Annotated in this window: 22 protein-coding genes and 1 pseudogene; 9 read left to right on the top strand and 14 right to left on the bottom strand. The window is 51.9% G+C overall.

Going from position 1 to position 23,339, the window contains the following annotated elements; genetic code table 11:
- Positions 1-10: 10 nt before the first annotated feature.
- The 5 genes from nqrE to GBAG_RS03600 are packed head-to-tail and all read right to left on the bottom strand — an operon-like array spanning position 11 to position 4,617.
- Complete coding sequence (gene nqrE, locus GBAG_RS03620; protein WP_034493595.1) at positions 11-607, bottom strand: NADH:ubiquinone reductase (Na(+)-transporting) subunit E; 597 nt, start codon at positions 605-607, stop codon at positions 11-13.
- Positions 608-613: 6 nt separating this feature from the next.
- Positions 614-1,252: an NADH:ubiquinone reductase (Na(+)-transporting) subunit D gene (locus tag GBAG_RS03615; protein WP_081908371.1), complete on the bottom strand. Its 639-nt coding sequence runs from the start codon at positions 1,250-1,252 to the stop codon at positions 614-616.
- A complete protein-coding gene (locus tag GBAG_RS03610) occupies positions 1,245-2,039 on the bottom strand; it encodes a Na(+)-translocating NADH-quinone reductase subunit C (RefSeq protein WP_034493592.1) in 795 nt (264 codons plus the stop codon). Before GBAG_RS03610 ends, GBAG_RS03615 begins: the two co-directional genes overlap by 8 nt.
- A complete protein-coding gene (locus GBAG_RS03605) occupies positions 2,032-3,270 on the bottom strand; it encodes an NADH:ubiquinone reductase (Na(+)-transporting) subunit B (RefSeq protein ID WP_034493591.1) in 1,239 nt (412 codons plus the stop codon). Before GBAG_RS03605 ends, GBAG_RS03610 begins: the two co-directional genes overlap by 8 nt.
- A gap of 3 nt (positions 3,271-3,273) precedes the next feature.
- Complete coding sequence (locus tag GBAG_RS03600; protein WP_034493590.1) at positions 3,274-4,617, bottom strand: Na(+)-translocating NADH-quinone reductase subunit A; 1,344 nt, start codon at positions 4,615-4,617, stop codon at positions 3,274-3,276.
- A gap of 487 nt (positions 4,618-5,104) precedes the next feature.
- On the opposite strand from GBAG_RS03600, the gene dpaA reads away from it, so the two are divergent.
- On the top strand, positions 5,105-5,842 hold the full coding sequence (gene dpaA / locus GBAG_RS03595; RefSeq protein ID WP_034493586.1) for a peptidoglycan meso-diaminopimelic acid protein amidase: 738 nt from the start codon (positions 5,105-5,107) through the stop codon (positions 5,840-5,842).
- Here the strand turns inward: dpaA and GBAG_RS03590 are convergent.
- A complete protein-coding gene (locus tag GBAG_RS03590) occupies positions 5,813-6,580 on the bottom strand; it encodes a class II glutamine amidotransferase (protein WP_034493585.1) in 768 nt (255 codons plus the stop codon). The genes dpaA and GBAG_RS03590 overlap by 30 nt on opposite strands.
- A 76-nt stretch (positions 6,581-6,656) precedes the next feature.
- Positions 6,657-7,238, bottom strand: coding sequence for a D-sedoheptulose 7-phosphate isomerase (lpcA, locus tag GBAG_RS03585; RefSeq protein ID WP_034493624.1), 582 nt, complete (start codon positions 7,236-7,238; stop codon positions 6,657-6,659).
- Between the two features lie 213 nt (positions 7,239-7,451).
- On the opposite strand from lpcA, the gene fadE reads away from it, so the two are divergent.
- Complete coding sequence (fadE, locus tag GBAG_RS03580) at positions 7,452-9,896, top strand: acyl-CoA dehydrogenase FadE (RefSeq protein ID WP_034493583.1); 2,445 nt, start codon at positions 7,452-7,454, stop codon at positions 9,894-9,896.
- Positions 9,897-10,005: 109 nt separating this feature from the next.
- Complete coding sequence (locus GBAG_RS03575) at positions 10,006-10,773, top strand: amidohydrolase (RefSeq protein WP_034493581.1); 768 nt, start codon at positions 10,006-10,008, stop codon at positions 10,771-10,773.
- On the opposite strand, the gene uraH is transcribed toward GBAG_RS03575, so the two are convergent.
- From uraH to GBAG_RS03555, 5 genes and pseudogenes are all read right to left on the bottom strand, one after another.
- Positions 10,774-11,109: a hydroxyisourate hydrolase gene (uraH, locus tag GBAG_RS03570; protein WP_034493579.1), complete on the bottom strand. Its 336-nt coding sequence runs from the start codon at positions 11,107-11,109 to the stop codon at positions 10,774-10,776.
- Positions 11,106-11,606 (bottom strand): 2-oxo-4-hydroxy-4-carboxy-5-ureidoimidazoline decarboxylase, encoded by a 501-nt coding sequence (uraD, locus tag GBAG_RS23045; RefSeq protein ID WP_246864854.1) that lies wholly within the window; start codon positions 11,604-11,606, stop codon positions 11,106-11,108. The genes uraH and uraD overlap by 4 nt, the downstream gene beginning before the upstream one ends.
- A gap of 3 nt (positions 11,607-11,609) precedes the next feature.
- Positions 11,610-12,860: pseudogene (gene hpxK / locus GBAG_RS03565) on the bottom strand (allantoate amidohydrolase); the annotation flags it as partial.
- Positions 12,860-14,101, bottom strand: a complete 1,242-nt coding sequence (locus tag GBAG_RS03560) for a pyridoxal-phosphate-dependent aminotransferase family protein (protein WP_034493577.1) — start codon at positions 14,099-14,101, stop codon at positions 12,860-12,862. The pseudogene hpxK and the gene GBAG_RS03560, both read right to left, overlap by 1 nt.
- A gap of 272 nt (positions 14,102-14,373) precedes the next feature.
- Positions 14,374-15,213 (bottom strand): MurR/RpiR family transcriptional regulator, encoded by an 840-nt coding sequence (locus GBAG_RS03555; protein WP_034493620.1) that lies wholly within the window; start codon positions 15,211-15,213, stop codon positions 14,374-14,376.
- A gap of 115 nt (positions 15,214-15,328) precedes the next feature.
- Here GBAG_RS03555 and GBAG_RS03550 point away from each other — a divergent pair, with 115 nt between their 5' ends.
- Genes GBAG_RS03550 through hpxZ form a run of 4 tightly spaced genes read left to right on the top strand, consistent with a single transcriptional unit; the run spans position 15,329 to position 18,884 of the window.
- Positions 15,329-16,915, top strand: coding sequence for a gamma-glutamyltransferase family protein (locus GBAG_RS03550; protein WP_034493576.1), 1,587 nt, complete (start codon positions 15,329-15,331; stop codon positions 16,913-16,915).
- A gap of 10 nt (positions 16,916-16,925) precedes the next feature.
- On the top strand, positions 16,926-17,114 hold the full coding sequence (gene hpxX, locus GBAG_RS03545) for an oxalurate catabolism protein HpxX (RefSeq protein WP_034493575.1): 189 nt from the start codon (positions 16,926-16,928) through the stop codon (positions 17,112-17,114).
- On the top strand, positions 17,111-18,490 hold the full coding sequence (locus tag GBAG_RS03540) for an AtzE family amidohydrolase (RefSeq protein WP_034493574.1): 1,380 nt from the start codon (positions 17,111-17,113) through the stop codon (positions 18,488-18,490). The genes hpxX and GBAG_RS03540 overlap by 4 nt, the downstream gene beginning before the upstream one ends.
- 10 nt (positions 18,491-18,500) lie before the next feature.
- Positions 18,501-18,884 (top strand): oxalurate catabolism protein HpxZ, encoded by a 384-nt coding sequence (gene hpxZ, locus GBAG_RS03535; protein WP_034493573.1) that lies wholly within the window; start codon positions 18,501-18,503, stop codon positions 18,882-18,884.
- Between the two features lie 34 nt (positions 18,885-18,918).
- Here the strand turns inward: hpxZ and puuE are convergent, their stop codons facing one another.
- Both puuE and hpxA read right to left on the bottom strand, forming a co-directional pair.
- Complete coding sequence (gene puuE / locus GBAG_RS03530; RefSeq protein ID WP_034493572.1) at positions 18,919-19,875, bottom strand: allantoinase PuuE; 957 nt, start codon at positions 19,873-19,875, stop codon at positions 18,919-18,921.
- 30 nt (positions 19,876-19,905) lie between these two features.
- Positions 19,906-20,643 (bottom strand): allantoin racemase, encoded by a 738-nt coding sequence (gene hpxA, locus GBAG_RS03525; RefSeq protein ID WP_034493571.1) that lies wholly within the window; start codon positions 20,641-20,643, stop codon positions 19,906-19,908.
- Positions 20,644-20,863: 220 nt separating this feature from the next.
- Here hpxA and GBAG_RS03520 point away from each other — a divergent pair, with 220 nt between their 5' ends.
- Together GBAG_RS03520 and GBAG_RS03515 are read left to right on the top strand one after the other, a co-directional pair.
- Complete coding sequence (locus GBAG_RS03520) at positions 20,864-22,357, top strand: NCS1 family nucleobase:cation symporter-1 (RefSeq protein WP_034493617.1); 1,494 nt, start codon at positions 20,864-20,866, stop codon at positions 22,355-22,357.
- A gap of 161 nt (positions 22,358-22,518) precedes the next feature.
- On the top strand, positions 22,519-23,289 hold the full coding sequence (locus GBAG_RS03515; protein WP_051873629.1) for a lipoprotein YafT: 771 nt from the start codon (positions 22,519-22,521) through the stop codon (positions 23,287-23,289).
- The last annotated feature ends 50 nt before the right edge of the window (positions 23,290-23,339 follow it).

The raw sequence follows: 23,339 nt of genomic DNA, 5'->3' as shown, positions 1-23,339 counted from the left end.
GTTTATGCCCTTATAGCTGCACACCGGAGAATGACATAAAGCCCAGCGCCATCAATCCAGTGGTGATAAAGGTAATTCCTAAGCCACGCAATCCTGCGGGCACATTGGCATATTTCATCTTTTCGCGGATCCCCGCCATCGCGACGATGGCCAGCATCCAGCCCACTCCTGAGCCCACGCCGTAGACAATGGATTCACCGAAGCTGTAATCACGCTGCACCATAAACGACACGCCACCGAAGATAGCGCAGTTAACGGTAATGAGCGGCAGGAAGATACCCAACGCGTTATAAAGTGCCGGGAAGAAACGATCGAGGATCATCTCAAGAATCTGAACTAACGCCGCAATCACACCGATAAAGGTGATGAAGTTGAGGAAGCTGAGATCAACGCCTTCAACCAGTGCGCCGTCACGAAGCACCAGGTTATAAACCAGGTTGTTCGCAGGTACAGCAATCCCTAACACCACGGTCACTGCGATACCCAATCCAAATGCAGTGGAAACCTTTTTGGAAACTGCAAGGAAGGTACACATACCAAGGAAGAACGCGAGCGCCATGTTTTCAATAAACACTGCGCGCACAAACAGACTAATCATATGTTCCATAGTCAGTTAGTCCTTTTCCTGCTGCGCAGGCTTAAGCGTACGCAAGGCCCAAATCAGCAGGCCGATAATAAAGAACGCACTCGGCGCTAACAGGAACATCCCGTTTGGCTGATACCAGCCACCGTTCTGAACCGTTTCCAGCACCGTGATACCAAAGAGTTTACCGCTGCCGATAAGCTCACGCAGGAAGCCAACCAGCAACAGAATCACGCCATAGCCCAGACCGTTGCCAATACCATCCATAAAGCTCGCCAGCGGCGGTGACTTCATGGCGTAGGCTTCAGCACGCCCCATCACGATACAGTTAGTGATGATCAGGCCGACGAAGACAGAAAGCTGTTTGGAAATCTCGTAAGCATAAGCACGCAGGATCTGATCCACGACGATAACTAACGAAGCAATAATTGCCATCTGCACAATGATTCGCACACTGTTAGGGATCAGGTTACGGATCATTGAGATGAACATGCTGGAGAATGCCGTCACCACTGTTACCGCGATGGTCATTACGAATGCCGTTTCCAGCTTAGTCGTGACCGCCAGCGCCGAACAGACACCGAGTATTTGCAAGGCAATCGGGTTGTTATCCACCAGAGGACTAACCAGAACCCGTTTGACCTCTTTCATGTCTGAAATATCAGCCATTATTGAGCGCTCCTTCACGTACTTGTTTCAGGAAAGGACCAAAACCAAGTTCACCCATCCAGAAATCAAAAGTATGTTGTACCCCGTTTGCCGTCAGCGTCGCGCCAGACAAACCATCCACACTATATTCATCACCCTGACGCGCTCCGCCTTTCACCACGCGTAGCGCAGGCTGACCGTTATCATCCAGCAATTTCTTGCCAATCCATTGCGCACGCCAGTTCGGATTTTCAACTTCACCACCCAACCCTGGGGTTTCGCCCTGGTCGTAGTAAGTGATGCCTTTCACCGTCCGGCCATCAGTTTGAAGCGAAACAAAGGCATACATCATCGACCACAAGCCTTTGCCATAAACTGGCAACACGACTTCCTTCACTTTGTTTTGCTCATCACGCACCAGATAAATTTCAACGATATTGCTGCGATGTTTTATCCCGGCGCGGTCTTCGCTTGAAGAGAGCGTGACGCTTTGTTCAGGGTCACGCAGCGCCGCAGCCTGGTCAAATTTAGACGAGTCTTTATCCAGCAGCTCACCACTTTTCAGATCGAGCAAACGCGGTGTAATACGTGATTCGTAGATTGTTTTGACATCTTCGCCGGTCATTTTTGGCGTTGCTAAGCCAGCAACATCCAGGATATTACGCTGCTTATCGAGCGCTTTTTGCTCCTGCTGGCGAGCTTTCAGCCCCACAGCAGAGCCAGCCACCACAACGGAACACACCAGGCAAAGCACCAGCACCACCAGCAGCGTTCTGCCAATGCTATCGTTACTTTTTACTTCAGCCACGCGACTTCCTCCGCTTGATATTGGCTTGCACCACCAGATAATCGAACAGCGGTGCAAAGAGGTTGGCGAACAAGATCGCCAGCATCATCCCTTCTGGATAGGCCGGGTTTACAACTCGAATCAGGACACACATCACACCGATAAGCGCCCCATACCACCATTTACCTTTATTGGTAAACGAGGCTGAAACCGGATCGGTTGCCATGAACATCATGCCGAAAGCAAAACCACCCAGCACGAGGTGCCAGTACCACGGCATGGCAAATAGAGGGTTTGTCGCAGAACCAATGAAGTTAAACAAAGTGGCAGTGGCAATCATGCCAAGCAGAACACCCGCCACGATGCGCCAGGAAGCGACGCGGCCAAACAGGATTATCGCGCCACCAATCAGGATCATCAGCGTCGAGACTTCACCAATGGAACCCGGAATGTTACCGAGGAAAGCATCCATCCAGGTTACAGGCTGGCCAGAGACAACATTAACCAGCGCTTCACCGCCGCCATGTGACCACTGTGAAAGTGGAGTCGCGCCGGAGAAACCATCTGCCGCCGTCCACACCAAATCACCGGAGATTTGCGCAGGGTAAGCGAAGAACAGGAACGCGCGCCCCGCCAGTGCCGGGTTGAGGAAGTTACGCCCCGTGCCACCGAAGATCTCTTTCGCAATCACCACGCCAAAACTGATACCGAGCGCGGCTTGCCAGAGAGGTAACGTCGGAGGAACCACCAGCGCAAACAGGATGGAGGTCACGAAGAAACCTTCGTTAACTTCATGTTTACGGATGATGGCAAATAGCACTTCCCAGAAACCGCCCACCAGGAATACCGTGATGTAAATTGGCAGGAAGAACACGGCCCCAAGGGTCATCATGCTTAACCAGCCAGCATCCGGCGTGAAGTTCACCCCCAGCCACTGCGCGACAACGTAATGCCAGTCAGATGAAATCACCTGCTGGAGTTGTTCCGCGCCGTACATTTTGTTCAGGGCCGGAATCGTTTGTAGCCCGACGTTGTACATCCCCCAGAACATGGCCGGGAACACCGCAAACCACACCAGGATCATCATGCGTTTCAGATCGATTGCATCACGAACGTGGGAAGCACCAGGCGTAACGATACCGGGTGTATAAAACAGTGTCGCCGTCGCTTCAAAGAGCGGGTAGTACTTTTCTAACTTTCCGCCTTGCGTGAAGTGCGGCTCTAGTTTTTCAAATAAATGCTTCAAGCCCATGACTTATCCTTCCTGCTCGATGCGGGTTAATACCTCGCGTAGTACCGGGCCGTACTCATATTTACCCGGGCACACATAGGTACAAAGCGCCAAATCTTCTTCATCCAGCTCAAGACACCCCAGCGCCTGTGCGCTGTCTGTATCTCCTGCCAGCAAATCACGCAACAGCATCGTCGGCAGAATATCCAGCGGCATAACACGCTCATAGTTGCCAATGGGCACCATGGAACGTTCCCCGCCATTGGTATCTGTCGAGAAGCTAAACAATTTGCGTTTCAGGAAGTGGCCAACAGTGGTGCGGGTAATCGAATATTTATCGGCCCCCGGCATCACCCATCCAAACAGTTCTTTTTCACGACCTTCTTTCAGAACCGTAACTTGCAGATGGAAACGCCCCAGCCAGGCGCGAGGCCCCGCCCCGATAGTCCCGCTTAAAACAGAACCTGAAATAATGCGGTTTTCACCTTCGGCAAGTTCACCCGCCGTCAGCACTTCCAGTGAAGCACCAAGGCGTGTGCGAATCAGACGTGGCTTTTCCACTTGTGGCCCCGCAAGCGCGATAACACGCTCGGCCCACAAATCGCCTTCCACGAACAATTTGCCGATGGCGATGACATCCTGGTAATTAAGATGCCAGACCATTTTTTGCAGGCTGACCGGCTCCAGGAAATGAATGTGTGTACCCACTAACCCTGCCGGATGCGGGCCTGCGAATTCATTAAAAGTCACTTGCCCGGCAGGATGACCGCCCAGCTTACCGCCGCCTGCCTGGCAGACATGGACTTTGCCATCGGTCAGTCGGGACAATACGGTTAAGCCTGCATCAAACATTTCGCGATGCGCACGAATAATGGGCTGCGGGTCCGCTGCCAGCGGGTTGGTATCAATGGCAGTAACAAAAATGGCGGCTGGAACTGTTGCTGGTTGCGGTGTTTTGCTAAACGGGCGTGTACGCAGCGCAGTCCATAAACCAGACGACAGCAATTGCGCCTGGACGGTTTCACGCGGCAGTGTGGCAAGGCTTTCAGGAGCAAAACGCTCAAAAACAACTTGCTCGTCACCCTGGACTTCAATAACCAGAGATTGCAGTACTCGACGCTCACCACGATTAATCGCTGATACCGTTCCACTCGCAGGAGCGGTAAAGAGAACGCCTGGGTTCTTTTTATCTTCGAAGAGAGGCTGGCCTTTCAATACCTTGTCGCCTTCCTGCACCAGCATGGAGGGGCGCATGCCGACATACTCTTCACCGAGCAGGGCCACGAAAGGTATCGCTGGGCCGTCATAGATTTGCTGTTCCGGCAAACCGGCAATAGGCAAATCCAGACCTTTTTTGATTTTTATCATAAGGTTATCACGTTTAAAATTGGCTTAAACATACCGACAAAAAACTGTAGCCGACAACGGATGGGTTGAATTAACGTTCAACCGATGCGACACATAAAGCGGTGAAAACAGGAAACGCATCCATTCACTATTGCGAGAGGGAGGTATAAGCCGCCCGGACAACCGGGACAACTGACTTATGGATAGTTTCCGTTCATATCCGCAGGTCAACATTCGGCGGGGATTTTAGCATCATTAGAGGCTGGAAGGGGCACAAAACAACACATAGATATGCAGCTATGGGAGCTGTTACGCAAAAAGCTAATCCTTCCCCTTTCCAAAAGTATTGTATAAAGTCCAAATTTATAACTTTGCATCCCCTGCTTTGGGCTTGCGAAAAATCATAACGATGATAATGTGAGCGCTCCTAATCCAGAGTAATCTGATTTCGGGTCCCTATTTTGCCGTCCTGGCATTCGGTATAAGTTTTATCAAGGAATAAAGCAGTATGCGTAAGATCGCACTCGTTATTGCGATGCTTCTGATCCCGTGCTTTTCGTTTGCCAGCTTGTTAAGCAGCAATTCGTCAACCACGCCTGTCAGCAAAGAATTCAAGCAACAACTCATGGGCTCTCCTGTTTATATTCAAATATTTAAGGAAGAGCGCACGCTAGAGCTATATGTCAAGATGGGCGAAAAGTTCCAACTGCTCGACAGCTATAGCATCTGTAACTATTCCGGTGGGTTAGGTCCCAAACAGCGTCAGGGTGATTTTAAGAGTCCTGAAGGCTTCTACAATGTGACCCGTAGCCAGCTAAAACCTGATAGCCGTTTCTATAAAGCCATTAATATTGGCTTCCCGAACGAGTTTGATCGCCAACACGGTTATCAAGGCCAGTATTTGATGATTCACGGTGCTTGCGTGTCTGTTGGCTGCTATGCCATGACTGACACCAATATTGATGAGATTTTCCAGTTTGTGACCGGCGCGTTGGTATTTGGCCAGCCAAGTGTACAAGTCAGTATCTATCCGTTCCGGATGACAGACGCGAACATGCAACGCCACAAGTACTCTTACTACATCAATTTCTGGAAACAACTGAAGCCGGGTTATGACTACTTCATGGCGAATCATCAGCCGCCGGGCGTTTCGGTCATTAGCGGTAATTATGTGATTAGTCAGCCGGTTGTGCCAACGACACAACCGCAACTGGCGTCAAACTACACGCTCTCCGAGACAAAATAATTCCGACTCACCTGGCGCAATTTTGTGCCAGGTTTCATTTCCGGTCAGGGGTTGTGTCGCAATGACAGTGACCACATCGTTCAGTGTGGTCTCTTCCTGAAAATCAATTTCCACATCCTGGTCCAACAGTTTTGCCACACCAAACGGTGCCCGTCGGGTAATCCAGTATAAATTGGTGGAACAGAACGCCATCACGTAACGCCCATCGGACAGCAACATATTGAACACGCCCTTCTCACGCAATTGCACCGCAAGCTCGGTGATGTAGCGAAACACCGCCTGCATGTTGCCAGGGGTTCGCGGATAGCGTTGAGTCAGCTTATGCAGCAGCCAACAAAATGCTTGTTCGCTGTCGGTTTCACCAATCGGGCGAAACGGGCCGGTATCTAATGAACGATGGCCTTTAAGCTGCCCGTTGTGAGCATAAGTCCAGTTGCGCCCCCACAACTCACGGGTAAACGGATGCGTATTTTCAAGTGCGACTTTTCCGCGGTTCGCTTGGCGAATATGGGCGACCACAGAGCAAGATTTGATGGGGTAATCCTGCACTAATTTAGCGATGGGTGAGTTAAAGCTGGGTTGCGGATCTTTGAACGTACGACAGCCCTTACCTTCATAAAAGGTAATGCCCCAGCCGTCTTTATGCGGCCCCGTTCCCCCGCCACGCTGCACCAAACCGGTAAAACTAAAGCAAATATCCGTTGGTACGTTGGCGCTCATCCCGAGCAGTTCGCACATATTAACCTCCCACCACTTTTAACCACCCTCACCCTAATCCTCTCCCTGAGGGAGAGGATACAAGTTCAGGCAAAACTTAAGCTTTAACCATCTCTTTTTCGATAAGCTGGATCAGGATGTGAATCACTTTGATGTGAATTTCCTGAATGCGGTCAGCATAACCAAAGTGCGGCACACGAATTTCTACATCGGCGCTACCGTCCATTTTGCCGCCGTCTTTCCCGGTCAGAGTGATGACTTTCATGCCTTTCGCGCGAGCGGCTTCAATCGCTTTGATGACGTTGCCGGAATTACCCGAAGTGGAGATGCCCAGTAACACGTCGCCATCACGGCCAACCGCTTCAACGTAACGAGAGAAAATGTGGTCGTAACCAAAATCATTGCCGACGCAAGAGATATGGCTCACGTCAGAAATCGCAATCGCCGGGTAGCCCGGGCGGTTTTCGCGATAACGGCCTGTCAGTTCTTCAGCAAAGTGCATTGCATCGCAATGTGAGCCACCGTTACCGCAAGAAAGTACTTTACCGCCTGCTTTAAAGCTATCAGCCAACAGCACCGCTGCACGCTGGATTGCGTGAATGTTAGCGTCATCTTTCAGGAAGTTAGCCAGCGTTTCTGCCGCTTCATTCAATTCGTTACGAATAAGATCCTGGTACATGAGGATGTCCTTCAGCATTTTTTGATTGATTAACCCAAGCAGTTTACCGGATAGCGCGAGAAGCGCCATATCCTCCTGCTTTTGCTGTTCTGTGCGGTAACAATGTGAGCTGAGTTGTAATTATTTTGTGAATATATTGCTAAAAAAAACCACATGAACTAAAACCAATACATCCAAGTGGTCAGACCTCCTACAAGCAAGGGAGTTTCCTTTATGTTGATTTTGAGTATTGTCGCAACCGTTGTTCTCCTCGGTGTGCTTTTCTATCACCAGGTCAATTTGCTGCTCAGTAGCGCAATTCTACTGGCGTGGACAGCCGCGCTTGGTTTTGCTGGTATCTGGTCTATCTGGGTACTGGTTCCACTGGCGATTATTCTGGTGCCGTTTGTCTTCACCCCGATTCGCAAATCTTTGATTTCCGCCCCGGTATTCCGCAGCTTCCGCAAAGTCATGCCGCCAATGTCGCGTACTGAAAAAGAAGCTATCGACGCGGGGACAACGTGGTGGGAAGGTGATTTGTTCCGCGGTAAACCAGACTGGGAAAAGCTGCACAACTATCCGCAGCCAAAACTGACTGAAGAAGAACAAGCCTTTATCGACGGCCCGGTTGAAGAAGCTTGTCGCCTGGCAAATGACTTCCAAATCACACACGAAATGGCAGATTTGCCGCCAGAGCTGTGGGCCTATTTAAAAGAGCATCGCTTCTTCGCGATGATCATCAAGAAAGAGTACGGCGGCCTGGAGTTCTCTGCGTACGCTCAGGCTCGTGTGTTGCAAAAGCTGTCGGGTGTTTCCGGGATTCTGGCCATTACCGTCGGTGTGCCTAACTCATTAGGCCCAGGCGAATTGCTGCAACATTACGGTACAGAAGAACAGAAAGATCATTACCTGCCGCGCCTGGCTCGCGGGCAAGAGATCCCATGCTTTGCTCTGACAAGTCCTGAAGCAGGCTCCGATGCGGGTGCGATTCCTGATACTGGCGTCGTGTGTATGGGCGAATGGCAGGGCCAGCAAGTTCTTGGGATGCGTCTGACCTGGAACAAGCGCTACATAACGCTGGCACCAATCGCTACCGTTTTAGGTCTGGCATTCAAACTGTCTGACCCGGATAAACTGCTGGGCGATGAAGAAGATCTCGGCATTACCTGTGCGTTGATCCCAACACATACGCCAGGTGTAGAAATCGGCAAACGCCACTTCCCGCTTAACGTACCATTCCAGAATGGCCCAACTCGCGGTAAAGATATTTTCGTCCCGATTGATTACATCATCGGTGGCCCGAAAATGGCCGGTCAGGGCTGGCGTATGCTGGTGGAATGTCTGTCAGTTGGTCGTGGTATTACCCTGCCATCGAACGCAACCGGTGGTTTGAAATCTGTCGCAATGGCTACGGGCGCTTATGCTCATATCCGTCGTCAGTTCAGAATCTCTATCGGTAAAATGGAAGGGATTGAAGAACCACTGGCGCGTATTGCCGGTAACGCTTATGTAATGGACGCAGCTGCATCACTGGTGACTTACGGGATTATGCTTGGCGAAAAACCCGCTGTTCTGTCAGCCATCGTGAAGTACCACTGTACCCATCGCGGCCAGCGCGCCATTCTGGATGCGATGGATATTGTCGGCGGCAAAGGCATCATGCTGGGTAATTCTAACTTTGTGGCGCGAGCGTATCAGGGTGCACCAATTGCTATCACCGTTGAAGGCGCAAATATCCTGACCCGCAGCATGATTATCTTCGGCCAGGGCGCTATTCGTTGCCATCCGTATGTTCTCGACGAAATGAATGCGGCGCAAAACAATGACGTTAACGCCTTTGATAAGCTGCTGTTCAAGCATATCGGCCACGTCGGCAGCAACAAAATGCGCAGCCTGTGGCTCGGCCTGACCAACGGTTTGACCAGCGCCACACCGACCAAAGATTCAACCAAACGTTACTACCAATATATGAACCGCCTGAGCGCCAACCTGGCATTGCTGTCAGACGTTTCCATGGCGGTTCTGGGTGGCAGTCTCAAGCGTCGCGAACGTATCTCTGCGCGTCTGGGTGACATTCTGAGCCAGCTGTACCTGGCGTCTTCGGTGCTGAAACGCTACGACGACGAAGGCCGTAACGAAGCCGATTTACCCCTGGTTCACTGGGGCGTTCAGGATGCGCTGTATCAGGCTGAACAGGCGATTGACGACCTGCTGCGTAACTTCCCGAATGCGTTTGTGGCTGGCATGTTACGTGTGGTGATCTTCCCGCTGGGCCGCCGCTACGACGCGCCATCAGACAAGCTGGATCATAAACTGGCGAAGATCATGCAGATCCCATCAGCGACTCGTTCACGCATTGGTCGTGGTCAGTATCTGACGCCAAGCGAGTTCAACCCTGCGGGTCTGTTGGAAGAAGCATTGATGGATGTTATGGCCGCCGAGCCAATTCATCTGCGCATCTGCAAAGATACCGGGCGTAACCTGCCATTCACTCGACTTGATGAGCAAGCGAAACAGTGGCTGGCTGAAGGGAAAATCAACGCAGAAGAAGCGGCGATTTTGACCAAAGCTGAAGCAAGCCGTCTGCGCAGTATCAACGTCGATGAGTTTGAACCGGAGGAGCTGGCAACCATGCCAGTAAAGGTGCCGGAAAAGCATCGTAAGATTGAAGCTGCATAAGCAAGTTATGCTCTAAAAACCCCGCTCGCGGGGTTTTTTATTGCCCAACAAAAGCCAGCGAACTCATGCTAAAGTGAATGGAACACTGCTTATCACGAGGCTTCCGATTGTGTCTGGTTTGAAAATTACCGTTCTACAACAACCGCTGGTCTGGATGGACGGCGCGGCAAACTTGCGCCATTTCGATGTACAGTTGGACGCTATTCATGGCCGCGATCTGATTGTCTTGCCGGAAATGTTCACCACCGGTTTCGCGATGGAAGCCGCCATTCAATCGCTTGCTGAAGAAGAAGTGATTGACTGGATGCAGTTTAAAGCCCAGCAAACTCAGGCCATGATAGCCGGAAGTGCCGCACTCCAGACCGATCGCGGGCCGGTAAACCGGTTCTTGCTGGTACAGCCAGATGGCAAAGTTCATTTCTACGATAAACGTCATCTGTTCCGCATGGCTGATGAACATCATCATTATCAGGCAGGCAATGAACGAGTGATCGTTGAATGGCGTGGCTGGCGCATTCTGCCACAGGTGTGTTACGACTTACGCTTCCCGGTGTTTTCGCGCAACCGCAACGATTACGATTTGGCGCTATACGTCGCGAACTGGCCTGCACCGCGTTCCTTACACTGGCAAAGCCTGCTGGTCGCTCGAGCCATTGAAAACCAGGCGTATGTCGCAGGCTGCAACCGCGTCGGCACCGACGGTAACGGGCATCATTACCGTGGCGACAGCAAAATTATTAACCCACAGGGTGAAATCCTGGCGAATGGCGAAGCCCATCAGGCGATGCGCCTCGATGCCGATTTGTCATTGATTGCATTACAGGAATATCGCGAGAAATTCCCCGCCTGGCAGGATGCCGATCCCTTCAGTTTGTAATCAACTTCCCCGATAGGTCGACCACGACCACGGGGAAATCAAAAACGGCAGGTGATAGTGCCCGCCGTTTTGCGGTATCACAAAATCAATTTGCGCGGTGGGATACAGTGTTTCTCTGTGTGTTGCGGCAAAATAAAGCCCAATTTCTGCCGTCAGACGATACCGCCCCGCCGCCAATGCCGCAGGTGTGAAATCTTTCAGCCGCCCGTCAGAGTCAGTGACCCCCTGCGCCACCGTTTCCCAGGTGTCACCAAGCTGTTGTTCAAGGCAAATCGCCACACCTGTCGCCGGCTTCCCGAGCGCAGTATCAAGAACATGCGTACTCAACTGACTCATGATGCAAACACTCCTTCCAGGCGTAACAACGTGATTTGGCGTAATTGCTCCAGCGCTTCAGCTTCTTCCTCGGCTGGCGAATTATTCAGGCGACGCTTAAGCTCCCCGAGAATGTCTTCGCCACTGCGCCCTTTGGCTCGAATAAGAAATACTCGCCCAAACCGCGCTTCATAATCAGCATTCCCCTGCACCAGCGCGAGCGTTAACGCGCTGTTTTGCGTATCGACAGCAGACTGTTCACCTTTTGACAACGCCGCCTCTTTGCTGCTGCCCTGCGCTTTTTCACCAATCCGCGGATGTGCGCTAAGCGCCTGGTTCAGTTCATTGCGCCCCCAATCCAGTGTCAGTTGCGAGGCATAATGCTGCAACACATCGACGGTCGCATAAGGCCGGGCGGCAACCAGATTTTCAACCCATGCTGGTATCGCAACACAGGGTGTTATCAGGCTTAGCGCTTCGCTTTCCGTTGCATGGTTAAACTCTGCCAGTGGATTCATTGAAGCCAAATTCACCACCGTTTGTGTATATGCCTGCACCGCTTGCATCACATCAGCCTCAGTGACAGATTCTGCCGGATGGTGGCTAATCCCACGATCGCAACGCACAAACATCATGCCCACCGGCCAGAGTTCAGCGATGGCAATCGCATCATGCCCTGCGCCACTTGGCAGCGATAAACTACGCCCCTGCACCGAAGTGATGGCTGATGTTAACTGGCGCTGCAAACTCGCGTCACATGGCGTGGCGGGAATCGAATAATAGATTTCAGAGTCGAACGCCACACCTCGTTGAGCGGCGATTTGCAGCGCTTCGCTTAAGAGTTTTTCAAGCAGCGCTTCGATATCTGAATCTCGCGGACTGCGGATATCCAGCGTGAGCAGGACTTCCCCCGGAATCACATTCGCCGCGCCCGGTAAACATTGCAGCGAGCCGACAGTCGCAACAATATCTGGGGCGTAACTGGCAGTCGTGCTTTCGATGTAAGTCATCCAATTCGCGGCGGCTGCTAGCGCATCTTTACGAATGGTCATCGGCACCGTACCTGCATGCCCTGCTTCGCCAACAAAGCGGCATTTCAGACGACGAGCGCCGTTTATGGCAGTCACCACGCCGAGCGCCAGATTTTCGCGCTCCAGCACCGGCCCTTGTTCGATATGCAGTTCCAGATAAGCACTGAACTCTTCCGCGCCACGCGCCGCACTCTGAATACGCGAAGGGTCAAAACCGGCATTCACCAGTGCTTGCCCAACGCTGATACCTGCGGCATCTTCACACGCCAGCCAGTTATCCGGCCACGTCCCGGTCACGCCACGACTGCCTAATAATGTGATGCCAAAACGCGTACCCTCTTCATCCCCAAAGCCAACGATTTCAATCGCCTGCTCTAATTGAAGATTATGTTCATGGAGAAAAGCGACAACTTCCAGCGCGGTTAAGACACCCAACATGCCATCGTAACGCCCGGCATTACGTACGGTATCAAGATGTGAGCCAAGTAAAACAGCCTGAGCGCCTTCTCTTGCGCCTTCATAGCGCCCGCAAATGTTGCCCACCGCATCTTGCCAGGTGGTCATTCCCACCTGTTCCATCCAGCTTGCCACCAGATAATTGGCGCGCAGATGCTCAGGTGAAAGATAGACTCGAGTAAGTTGTTCCGGCGTTTCGCTAACCTGCGCCAGTTCATCTGCTCGCTGCATAATTCGGCGAGCGGCAAAACTCGCCTGCATGGCGTTCATGACTTGTTTAACCATCAGCGACTTTCCTGCGCATAAACATCCCACGCGGCCTGCATTGCAGCCCCTTGCGTCGATTTAAAACCGAGGCGGTTAAGCACCGCTTCAAGCGCCGTTAGGGTTTGCAGTACGCAATCTTTACGCGCGTTATAGCCCATGGTGCCGATGCGCCAGATTTTGCCTTGTAGCGGGCCAAATGAGGTGCCAATTTCGATATGGAAATCTTCGAGCAGCATTTTGCGCACTTCTTCACCGTGAACAGCGGACGGGATCGCAACGCCAAGTACGTTGTTCATTTTGTGTTGTAGATTGCCGAAGGTTTCCAGCCCCATGCCCTGAATTCCGGCCACCAGCGCACGACCATGCAATTCGTGGCGCGCGATGCCCACGTCCAGCCCTTCTTCGAGAATAATGCGCGCGCATTCACGGGCGGCGAACAACATGCTGGTGGCTTCGGTATGGTGGTTGAGGCGTTCCGGCCCCCAGTAATCCATCACCATGCCGAGATCGAAATAATTCGAGTAGATCATTTCGTCATCGCCGTCCTGATGGGCTGTGGTTCGGATCCCTTCTTCAACACATTTGCGACGGCGAATAACCTCTTCCATTTGCGCACTCAAGGTTATCGGCGAGCTGCCCGACGGGCCGCCGAGGCATTTTTGCAAACCGGCAGAAACCGCATCTAAACCCCAGGCGTCGGTTTCCAGTTTGTTGCCGCCAAATGAAGCTGTGGCATCGGTGTAAAACAACACGCCGTGGCGACGACAGATGTCACCCAGTTCTTCCAGCGGTTGTAGCATGGTGGTAGACGTGTCGCCCTGAACGGTTAGCAGCAAACGCGGTTTCACCGTTTTAATGGCATCTTCGATTTGGTCGGGCGTGAAAACCTCACCCCACGGCACTTCTATGGTGTGAACTTCTGCGCGACAACGACGGGCAATTTCACACAGCAGATGGCCGAAGCGCCCAAACACCGGGACAAGGACTTTGTCGCCGGGGCGAATGGCCGACAGCAAAATCGCTTCGATACCGGAGCGGGAAGTCCCATCCACCAGCATCGTCCAGCGGTTTTGCGTGCGGAAAAGTTCGCGATACAGCACCATCACTTCGTTCATATAACCGGTCATAACCGGGTCATACTGCCCAATCAACTGACTCGCCATCGCGCGTAATACGCGGGGATCTGCATTGATTGGCCCCGGCCCCATTAACAAACGATGCGGTGGATTGATTTGTGAGAAGTGCTGAATATCAAACATGGTATTTCCTTTTATTCTGCGTGAAACAAAAGATTCTTAATTAAAATATTCTGCAACTAATGTGCCACCAATTTTCGCGAAAGACAAAGAAGAAAACGAGACAGATGACATACCTCTTCGTAGGTCGGATAAGCAGCAGCGTCATCCGACAAAAGCGGCGAAAATGGTGGATGACGCTGCCACTTATCCACCCTACAAAACCCGTTCACTAACTCTTCATCTATGAACCAGAATGGTTCCCATGATGCGTGCAAACGCACCACTAAAGTGCGTTAGCGTTGTTCCAGTTCATCAAACTCAGAATACAATTCAGCAATATGGTGAATACGCTGACGGCCCGTGGTTAACGCTTCGTGGAGTACAGCGTTGGATAATAGATTCACCAGACTCATCGCACTGCTGTAGCTATCAAAGGCCGAAACACTGTCGAGCGGCGCAGCAAAATGCCAGCGGCAATAAGGTGTGAGGCCTGATCCCTGCGCTTCACTCATCACCAGCAGCGGCACCTGACGTTGATGCAAATTTGCCAGCAGCGGTTTGATAATGCGCGGGCGCCGACGAAACGCGATGGCGATAACACAATCTTGTTCACTGATATCCACTACCTCTTCGGCCAGCGTCTGCCCTGGCTGCGGCAATAGCCAGACGTCACTACGAACCTGCAATAGCTGCTGGCGCAAGTGCATCGCAACCGGCCATGAGTTTCTTAACCCAATAATAAAAATACGTTTTGCCGTCGTGAGAGCTGTGACTACGTCGGCAAATTGCTGCGTGTCGAGCAGGCTAACCCACTGCGTTAGATTGGCCATTTCCTGCTTGTAATGACGCGCAAGTAAAGTGTTACCCTGTACCGCATCGCGATTTTCGGTGAGCGGCATCCCGCTCTGGCGTAGGTTACGCAACTCTTCGCGCATATCTTTGTAGCGGTCATAGCCAAGACGTTTGAATAAGCGGCTAACCGTCGCTTTGGATACCCCAGACAGGCGGGCTAACTCGGCGCTGTTGTAGCTAATCAGGTCATCAAAACGATCGACAATAAATGCAGCAACTCGCTGTTCTTGTGGGGAAAGCTGTTCATATGTCGCCCTTAAGCGCTCATCTAATTGTTTCATTATGACCTCTGTAACTTTTGTTTCACTCGAGCCTGGCACAGTGAAACGAACAGAGTCAACCTGGAACATCTCTTGCTAGAGAGATCCCTGAGCTTCCATTCTGAGAGATAAAACGATGATGCAAAGCAATATGGCTCCTTCCGGTATGGCGGTCACTCCACATCATTTAGCCAGTGAAACTGCGTTATCCGTGCTGCGCCATGGTGGTGACGCTATCGAAGCGATGGTGGCTGCAGCGGCAACCATTGCCGTTGTTTATCCCCATATGAATGGTATTGGCGGTGACGGTTTCTGGCTGATTGTTCCGCCAGAGGGCGAACCGATTGCGATTGATGCCAGCGGTGCTGCGGGTTCTCTCGCATCTTTAGAATTTTATGCAGGCGCTTCCTCAATCCCGCATCGTGGCCCCAAAGCGGCGCTGACCGTTCCTGGAACCCTTAGCGGCTGGGATGAAGCGCTGAAGATTGCGGCACAACTTGGGGGCGGGCAATTACCGCTTTCGCGTTTACTGGCCGACGCCATTCGCTATGCGGCAGATGGTATTCCGGTCACGCAATCCCAGGCGCAGGCGACGCACAGCAAATATGACGAACTGGTCAATATCGCGGGGTTTGCCGAGACGTTTTTGGACCGGGGTGAAATCCCGCGCGCAGGTAGCCGCTTCACCCAACCCCGCCTGGCTGAAACATTGACGCGTCTGACCGTTGAAGGACTCGATAGTTTTTATCGCGGCCCGTTAGCCGCGCTGATTACCAAAGAACTTGCTGATTTAGGCATGCCCATCACATTGCAGGATCTCGCCGCCCAACGTGCGAAACGCCGCATTCCGCTGCATCTGAACCATGAGTTGGGTGATGTTTATAATATGACGCCACCGACTCAGGGCCTGGTGTCGTTGGCAATCCTCGGGATCACCGAGAATCTGGATATGGCGCAAGCCGATGAAACTCAAACCGTTCATCGCATCGTTGAAGCGACCAAAAAAGCCTTTGCTCTGCGAGACAAATACATTACCGATCCTCGCCACATTACCACCTCAATCCAAAGCCTGCTGGAGCCAGAACCCCTTGCCGCACTGGCCGCAGAAATTGACGACACTAAAGCCGCAGACTGGGGAACCGGCAAAGGCCCAGGCGACACGGTATGGATGGGCGTGATTGATAGCAGCGGACTGGCGGTGTCATTTATTCAGAGCATTTATCACGAGTTTGGCAGCGGCGTTGTGCTGCCAAAAAGCGGCATTTTGTGGCAAAACCGCGGCGCGGCGTTCAGCCTCCAACCTGAAAGCTTGCTGAGTCTGGCTCCTGGGAAACAGCCGTTCCACACGCTGAACCCAGCCGCCGCACGGCTGGCTGACGGGCGCACGATGGTTTATGGCTCAATGGGCGGCGATGGGCAACCGCAGACTCAGGCTGCCATTTTTACCCGCCACGTTATTCAGGGGATGCCATTACAAGAAGCCGTGACCGCGCCACGCTGGTTATTAGGCAGAACCTGGGGGCAAGCCTCCGACAGCCTGAAATTAGAAGGCCGATTCAGCCCGGAAACGTTCAAAGCATTACGCGAATTGGGACATGACGTGGAAGCGTTGCCTGATTTTAGTGAGGCCGTCGGCCACGCCGGAGCCATTGTGCGCCACATCAACGGCATGCTTGAAGGCGCATATGACCCACGCAGTAACGGCAGCGCCACAGGATTCTAAGGAGAACAAAATGCTATTAAATTCTATCGACTGGCCCGCGTACATCAAAGTCATGGAGCAACTGCTCGACGTTCCCGTTGATGAGCCACGCCGCCAGGAACTTGAAGTGCAATTGACTCGCATGGAGAAACTGGCAGAGCCGTTAATGGATTTTCCCTTGCCTGAACGTCAGGAAGTCGCGGGGGTTTATAAACTATGAACGCGCTTTCCATTCGCGATATTCAGCAAGGATTAGCAACCGGTGAGTTTTCAGCCCAGGAACTGGCGCGCCTTACGCTCGCTAAAATAGAGCAATCGAACCCTGATATTAATGCTTTCACTGAAATAACCGCCCCGCGTTTACTGCAAGAAGCAGCGAACATTGACGAACGTCGCGCCCGCGGGGAAACGCTGCCACCGTTAGCTGGCGTGCCTTATGCGGTAAAAAACCTTTTTGATATTAAAGGTGTGACAACTCTTGCCGGCGCCGAGCTTTTTAGCAAACAACCTCCAGCCAGTGCGGATGCCTTCGCCATCAAACAATTAAGCGCTGCCGGAGCCATGCTTTCAGGCGCGCTGAATATGGATGCCTACGCCTACGGTTTTACCACGGAAAATAGCCATTACGGCGCGACCCGAAATCCACATGATTTTGCCCGCATTGCGGGGGGATCATCCGGCGGATCTGCCGCTGCCGTCGCGGCTGGAATGGTAAATTTTACGCTTGGAACCGACACCAACGGCTCGATTCGCGTCCCGGCTTCGCTATGTGGCGTGTTTGGCCTGAAGCCGACCTTCGGGCGTCTTTCACGCAGCGGCAGCCAGCCTTTTGTTGCCAGCCTCGATCATATCGGCCCCCTTGCACTCAGCGTGGACGATCTGGCGCAGGTATATGATGCGCTCCAGGGTATTGATCCTGCCGATCATTTCCAGTCTGCACGAAGCATGGAATCCGTCGCCAATCAACTAGAGCAAGCCACACATTTACGTTGCGCGGTGCTCGGCGGTTTTTTTGAGGAATGGTGCGATGTGGATGCCAAAAATGCCGTGACGCAAGTGGCTCACACGCTCGAGGCGCTGGAATGCATCACGTTGCCAGAAGCCGAATTAGCACGCTCCGCGGCATTTTTACTCTCTGCCGCTGAAGGAGGAAATCATTATCTTCCCGCACTACGCGAACAGGCCGAACGTTTTGAGATTAATTCTCGCGAACGTTTATTGGCAGGCGCAATGACGCCATCCGCCTGGTACACGCAGGCGCAACGTTTCCGCACCTGGTTTCGCGATAAGACGCTACCGATATTTGACGATTTTGATGTGTTGATTGCCCCGGCTACGCCATGCAGCGCAACACTTATCGGCCAGCAGACCATGCGAATCAACGGCACAGACCTTCCTGTAAAAGCCAGCATGGGAATGCTGACACAGCCAATTTCTTTCCTCGGCTTACCGGTGGTGACGGTGCCGTTAATGACCGCAAGTGGCACTCCTATTGGCGTACAGCTCATTGCGCCGCCCTGGCGAGAAGATATCTGCCTGAGAGCCGCCCATCGGCTTGAAATACAGGGTATGCTGGCAGGGAAAATCACCAGGTAAGGTAAATACTATGATGCGAGATAATATTGATCGCCCGGCAATCGTCAATGAGGTGAGTGCCGCTTTTTACCGCTACGAACAGGCGTTGATCAGCAACGATGTTGCAGTGTTGGATGAGTTATTCTGGTCCGATCCGCGCACCGTGCGCTACGGAGCCAGTGAAAACCTGTACGGGATCGATGAGATCAGAGCGTTCCGAAATACCCGTTCTTCACAGGGGTTAGAGCGGCTTTTACAGAACACAACGATCACCACCTACGGCGATGATATGGCCGTTGCCAGTACCGAATTTACCCGGGAAGGTTGCGATAAAATTGGCCGCCAGATGCAGACCTGGGTCAAATTCCCTTATGGCTGGCGTATTGTGGCAGCCCATGTCAGCTTGATGAGTTAAAGAGAATGGCGGGTCAATGCACCCGCCACTCAAGTCATTCCTTAAATGGATGCGTCTTCACCCAATGCTCGGCAATATCCTGACGACGGCAAATCCACACATCGTCATGTTGCTGCACATAATCCAGAAAACGTTGTAGCGCTTTGAAGCGACCAGGGCGCCCCAACAAGCGGCAATGCATACCAATCGACATCATTTTCGGCGCGGTTTCCCCTTCCTCATACAACACATCAAAACTGTCTTTAAGATAGGTATAAAACTGCTCGGCGGTGTTAAAACCCTGCGCGGTGGCGAAGCGCATGTCGTTAGCATCGAGAGTATACGGCACCACCAGATGAGGTTTTACGCTGCCGTCGCTACAGGTGACTTTGCTCCAGAATGGCAAATCATCGCCGTAATAATCGCTGTCATAAAGAAAACCGCCATTCTCCGCCACCAGACGACGCGTATTAGGGCTGTCGCGCCCGGTGTACCAACCCAGCGGTTTGTTGCCGAACAAATCTTCGAGGATTTCTATCGCCTGGTGCATGTGCTGACGCTCTGTAGCTTCGTCGAGGTTTTGATAGTGGATCCAGCGCCAGCCATGGCTCACCACGTCATAATCAGCGGCTTTTATTGCGGCGACGATTTCAGGGTTTCGCGCCAGAGCCATTGCGACACCAAAAATGCTCATGGTGAGGCCGCGTTTCTGGAATTCATTGTGGATGCGCCAGAACCCGGCGCGCGAGCCATATTCATAGAGTGAGTCCATCGACATATGGCGGTCGGGAAAACTCGCGGCGCCGATAATATCCGAAAGAAATTGCTCGGAACCGGCATCGCCGTGCAGTACGTGGTTTTCACCACCCTCTTCAAAATTGAGGACAAATTGCACGGCAACTCGGGCGTTATTCGGCCACTGCGCGTGTGGCGGCTTACTCGCATAACCTTTCATGTCGCGCGGGTAGTTCTCGGTAAAGTGATAGTTTTTAGTTTTTGGTGCTTCATTCATGGTTCGGTCCTTATGAGCCGAGCCAGAAAATCAACTCAGCATGTCAAAACAGCCGGATAACGGCTTTTTATTCGGATACGCGAGATCACCGTGTTTACTGGTTCCAAGGCCAAGTGCGATGAGGGATTCGACCATTTTCACCGCAGCCGTGACGCCATCAATTACGGGAATACCCAACTCAGCAGTCAGTTCCCGCGCAAGATTAGCCATCCCGCCACAACCGAGCACAATAGCTCCGCTGTTATCTTCTTTCATGGCTTGTATACAACGCTCGCGTACCTTCATCTGAGCAAGACCCGTGCCATCTTCCAAAGCCAGCACCGGGAGATCAATCGCATGCAACGCCGCGCAGTGGTGCTCGAAGCCATACTGGCGTAATAAATGACGCGCAATAATCACGGTGCGCGGCAAGGTGGTCACAATGGAGAAACGTGTCGCAACCATCGTTGCAGCGTGCATTGCCGCTTCTGCGATGCCGATAACCGGCCCACTGGCGAGTTCACGCGCGGCCAGCAAACCCGGATCGCCAAAACAGGCAATAACATGGCCGCTCACTCCCTGCTCCTTGCCGCGCTTGATTTGCTCAAGCACACCAATGGCGGCAATGGCTTCATCAAAATGCCCTTCAATAGATTCCACACCTTGCGTTGGGCAAACGGCAATAATTTCGCTGGAAGGTGCAGCAACGCTTCGCGCCGCCTGCGCGATGGTGTGTGTCATCGCAACGTTAGTATTTGGGTTGATCACCTGGATCAAATGTTTCGTCATATTGAGTCCTCTGTATTTTTCCCGGGGTTTAGCACCAGATCCGGGCAACAAAATGTTCAATTGCACCATGGCAAAGCGCAACGATTAACCGCGCGGCCTTATTAATGCACCAAAAAGCCTGAATAATCCATTTGTTCCACAAAACATGAAACCTGGCCTGGTTAATGCAACGAAAGTTGCAGACATTCCGTCAGCATCTGTTTTTAAAGGAGCAGATTTCATGCCAAACAATGAAAACACGTCATCAGTTTTGACCGATAGCGCCAATGCCGGGTACAGCCCGCGCCTGTGTAATGATGATCTGGCGCCGACGCGCAACCAGACATGGTCCTGGTACAATATTTTTTCTTTCTGGATGTCCGACGTGCACAGTATGGGCGGCTATGTGGTCGCAGCCAGTTTCTTCACGTTAGGGCTGGCGAGTTGGCAGGTTTTGCTTTGCCTGTTGGTCGGAATTTGCATCGTGCAACTGTGTGCAAACCTGGTCGCTAAACCAAGCCAGATGGCGGGTGTGCCTTATGCCGTCATTTGCCGCCAGGCATTTGGCGTATTTGGGGCCAATATTCCGGCTGTGATTCGCGGTCTTATCGCATTCGCCTGGTACGGCATTCAGACCTGGCTGGCAGCCAACGCCCTGATGCTCGTTATGCTCAAGTTCTGGCCGTCACTTGCGCCAATGACCACCGGGCACTTTCTCGGTCTTTCGCATCTCGGGTGGGTCTGCTTTGGCATCATGTGGGTGCTACAGGCGATGGTGTTCTGGCACGGCATGAATGCGATTAAACGCTTTATTGATATCGCCGGACCTGCGGTTTATGTGGTGATGATGGCCCTGGCGGGCTGGATTTTGTATCAAACAGGATTTGATGGAATTTCGTTTACTCTTGCCAGTAAACAACTCACTTCTGGCGAACAAGCATGGCAAATGCTGACCGCAACTGCACTGGTGGTTTCATACTTCTCCGGCCCATTACTCAACTTCGGTGACTTCTCGCGCTACGGTAAAAGCATGAAAGAGATCCGCCGTGGCAACCGCTGGGGACTTCCGTTCAACTTCCTGCTGTTCTCGATTGTGACCGTGGTTATCGTATCCGGCACCCAATCGTTGTTTGGAAAAATGATTACAGACCCAATCGAAACTGTCAGTCATGTTGGCAACAGCCTCGCGATGGCAATTGGTTTGCTGACCATGATTACCGCCACTATCGGCATTAATATCGTCGCGAACTTCGTATCACCCGCTTTCGACTTCTCGAACTGCTCACCGCAGAAGATTAGCTTCCGCACAGGCGGGATGATTGCGGCCGTGGGCTCTGTATTACTGACACCGTGGAACCTGTTCCAGTCCCCTGAACTTATTCACTACACGCTGGACGTGCTGGGATCGTTTATTGGGCCGCTGTTCGGGATTTTGCTGACTGATTTCTACATCATCAAACGCAGCAAAATTTATGTCGACGATCTGTTTGATGCCACTCCTAAAGGACGCTACTGGTACAAAGGGGGCTTCAACCCAAAAGCGATTCTTGCTCTGGTGCCATCCGTCGCAGTGTGTCTGACCATCAGCTTTACTCCTTCACTTCATGAAGTGGCAAACTTTAGCTGGTTTATCGGCGCATTCATGAGCGCAGGCTGCTACCGCTGGCTGGCTCGTGCCGAGAAAGTGAATGAAGTTGCTGACTTTAATGGGCAGGTTGCGGCTTCAAAAGAGTAATCTTGCGAACGATAAAGGCCTGAGTTGTTGCAGACTTAGGCCTTTTCAAATTAATTAGTACGAAATCCGACACGTTATCAAAGAGCCATTTTCCCTTCCGTACCTTATTATTTTCAGTTAGCCGGAACCATTGCAAGCTGCTGATAAGGTGCATGATTAGAATGGAAACTAAAAAGATCATTGTTGGAATCACGTCTGCTATTTTTTGCCTGTCACTAACTGGATGCGGTCAACAAGGAAAATTTATTGATGCTCAAAAATCGACATATAAACCGCGCCCAGTTGTATCACCTCAATTAACTGAGCAAGAACTTTTCGGTTGGGATCCTTCTGCGGAGATCACGGAAGAGGATATCCAGGATGCTCTCGCCCAGGCCGAAGATGAAATAAGCATCCCACGCAATGCTTCAATTATTTTGGTGCAGTCAGGAGAGAAAACCCCTGATACTGAAATGCAAAAAGAGCTGGAAAAACACTACAAAGTCGCGACATTCTCTGGGATTTCACCTTCCAAAAAAATCACTGCAAATAAAGAACCCTCCACTGCCACCAACAGTTACATGTTGACTCTACGTTATTTCGGAGCAAGGGGTAGACAAAGCACAGTGATTGTTTACTGGCCAACATTGCAGATGGGGATATTTGATAAACAAGCTAACTCTGTTGTGTGGCAGGACTATCAACCGGTTAATAATAACAATCAAATTAGTTCACTACGCTATTTGACCCGCTATGCCGTTATTGATGTCAAAACGGGTAACTGGGAAATGTATTCACCAGCGAGTATCGAGACAGCGATTCCTATCACGCCAGCCAGTACGACTAAAGCGAAAGACCTGGAGGATGTGGTCAAAACATCGAAACAGCAAACCTATCAGGCAAATGCTCAGGAGATTTATTCACGGTTTAGCCTGGGGAAAAGTAGGGGTTGATAGGGATTGGCCAGTGAGGGCTGGCCGATTGGAAGGTACAAAGTAGCTGT

This window comes from Buttiauxella agrestis ATCC 33320 (genome assembly GCF_000735355.1).
In the GTDB taxonomy this organism is placed as follows: Bacteria; Pseudomonadota; Gammaproteobacteria; order Enterobacterales; family Enterobacteriaceae; genus Buttiauxella; species Buttiauxella agrestis.
This window is presented reverse-complemented; position numbering and strand designations above follow the sequence as displayed.